The sequence below is a fragment of the Stieleria sp. genome, from assembly GCF_041595215.1.
Lineage (GTDB): Bacteria > Planctomycetota > Planctomycetia > Pirellulales > Pirellulaceae > Stieleria > Stieleria magnilauensis.
The window spans coordinates 1-2,179 of the sequence record NZ_JBFHKV010001279.1 but is presented as its reverse complement, the minus strand read 5'-3'; the positions used below and the strand labels follow the sequence as shown (position 1 = coordinate 2,179).

Here is a 2,179-nt window from a genome sequence, read left to right as displayed (position 1 = left end):
TGTCGACTCCGTAGTCGCGTTTCATCATGTTGGCGTATTGAATCGCTTCGACGGCCCCCGACGTCCGCCCCGTTCCGCCGCGACCGATAAACTTGAGCGCCATGATTTTGGCGTTCCAGTTGACCCCGACGACGCCTTCGGCGTTATTGCCGACCGCGGCAATCGTCCCGGCGACGTGCGTCCCATGGCTGTGATCATCAAACGGATCGTTGTCATCGTTGTAAAAGTCCCAGCCATAGATGTCATCGATATAGCCGTTGTTGTCATTGTCGATGCCGTCTTCCACGCACGTCCCATTGCCCGCCGGACATTCGATCGGATTGACCCACATGTTGTTCCGAAGGTCGGGGTGCGTGTAATCGACGCCGGTATCGATGACACCGACGACCAGACTGCCGGATCCGGTCGTCAACTCCCAGGCTTCGGGGGCATCGATGTCCACGTCGGAGCCGTTGTTCAATCCCCACAGTGAATGGAACGAAGGGTCGTTGGGAGTCAAATCAAGTTCGACGGCATAATTGGGTTCGACACTGAGGACTTCCGGGATTTGCGAAAACGCGTCCAGCATCGCCCTGGTCATGATCACGTCTTCAAACGCATACACCCACTGATCGGTGTTGTCGGTCTGTGCGATCCGCCGTATCGGGTTGCGCCGCGCGAGCAATCGGCGGGCCAGGTCGCTCGCACCGCGGGTGTCATAGAGGTCAAAGGGATTGTGCGATCGCGAGTCGGCCGACGGATCGATCGATTGCCCGTCTGGGTCTGGCGGGGCCGCGGGGCGGTCCAGGTGCACAATCCATTGGCCTTGCACGACCTTGGCGACGTTGCCGTCCCAGAGAATTTCGCCAGCATCGCTTTCCGGCGCATCGTGTTGCGGCGCATCGCGTCGCGGCGCATCGTTGTCGTCAAACGCGGTCCACACCGCCCCGGGGGAATCTCCGTCACGATCCGATGGTGTGTCAACGGAAAGTTGTGCGGCAAGCAGGCAGCGCCGTTCCAATGCTTCCAGCCGCAGGGGACGACCGGCGACGGCCCGATGGTGTCGTCGAGAAGAGGAACGGATGGACGAGCGAGAGCGGATCTGGATCGGTCGAGTCATTTGCCTTGGCCGTGACAAAACACCTGGCATTCGTCCGTGAAGCGGCCCGTGGGAGAAGAACAAAACTGAACAGGCGTCGATTGTACCGGTCTGTAAATCCGCGATGGGGCCGGTTGACCGATTCAAGATCGCGGGAGTTGACACTTTGCGTGTGAGAGAGAAGAGGGGAGACTCTGCCGCTGTGGCGTGCCGTCGAAGTGCCGGCGACCGACCCCTATCCCGAATCTCCACTTTTTTTCTGATTTTGGGGGGCGATTATGCGGATCGTGCTGGCGGATGGTAAGATGCTCTGCCCATTTCCGTGAGAGCGGTCTCGAGGGACCCCTCTCACTGAAAGAGAAAACGTCCCCCCCTTTTTTGCCTCCCTTCCTGTTGGAGATTCAACGTATGTCTCGTTTGATGTTGCCTTTGGCTGTCTTTGGTTTGCTGGTTTGCTCGGTGGTTTCGGCTGAGGAGCAGACGAAGAAGAAAGCTGCGAAAGGTTTGAAGGCCGGCGATTCGATCGGCGCGTTCTACGTCACCAAAGTTGCCGGTGCCGAGGATGACGGTGTCGAACAAGGTGAGCAGCTTTGCTATCGCTGCAAGTATGGTTCACGCCCGATGGTGATGGTGTTCGCACGTGACACCGGTGGCAAGCTCAACGAATTGGTCAAGGAAATTGATGCGGCCGTCAAAGCGAACGAAGACGCCGAACTGAAAGGCTTTGTCACGTTGATGGGCGAAGACGCCTCGGCGCTGAAGGAAACCGCCGCCAAAGTCGCACAGACTTCCGGTGCCACCTCCGTTCCCGTCGTGATCGCCAAAGACAACGTGACCGGACCGAGTAACTACAAGATCGACGAAAAGGCGGCGATCACGGTTGTCTTGGCCAACGACAGCAAAGTGGTTGCGGCACGCAAGTTCAACACGGCCGAAAAGGTCAACGTTGCCGGTGTCATGAAAGTCGTCAACAAGATGCTCAACTGAGCACCGATTGCTGGTTGCGTTGAAGTCTAGTCGCGCACTGTAGGTGCCGACCGGATGAAACGTGATGCAAATCTACCGATAGCACGGTCGTGAAAGCGACCGTGCTATTTTTTT

2 protein-coding genes are annotated in these 2,179 nt (G+C 57.9%); one reads left to right on the top strand and one right to left on the bottom strand.

What is annotated here, in order from left to right:
* A partial coding sequence (locus tag ABX749_RS30530; protein ID WP_372899360.1) for a S8 family serine peptidase occupies window positions 1-1,099 on the bottom strand: 1,099 nt, incomplete at its 3' end.
* A gap of 387 nt (window positions 1,100-1,486) precedes the next feature.
* Here ABX749_RS30530 and ABX749_RS30525 point away from each other — a divergent pair.
* On the top strand, window positions 1,487-2,065 hold the full coding sequence (locus ABX749_RS30525) for a hypothetical protein (RefSeq protein ID WP_145213528.1): 579 nt from the start codon (window positions 1,487-1,489) through the stop codon (window positions 2,063-2,065).
* The last annotated feature ends 114 nt before the right edge of the window (window positions 2,066-2,179 follow it).

Coding starts and splice junctions, on each gene's coding strand:
- ABX749_RS30525 (WP_145213528.1), top strand. CDS start 1,487: ATGTCTCGTTTGATGTTGCCTTTGGCTGTCTTTGGTTTGCTGGTTTGC.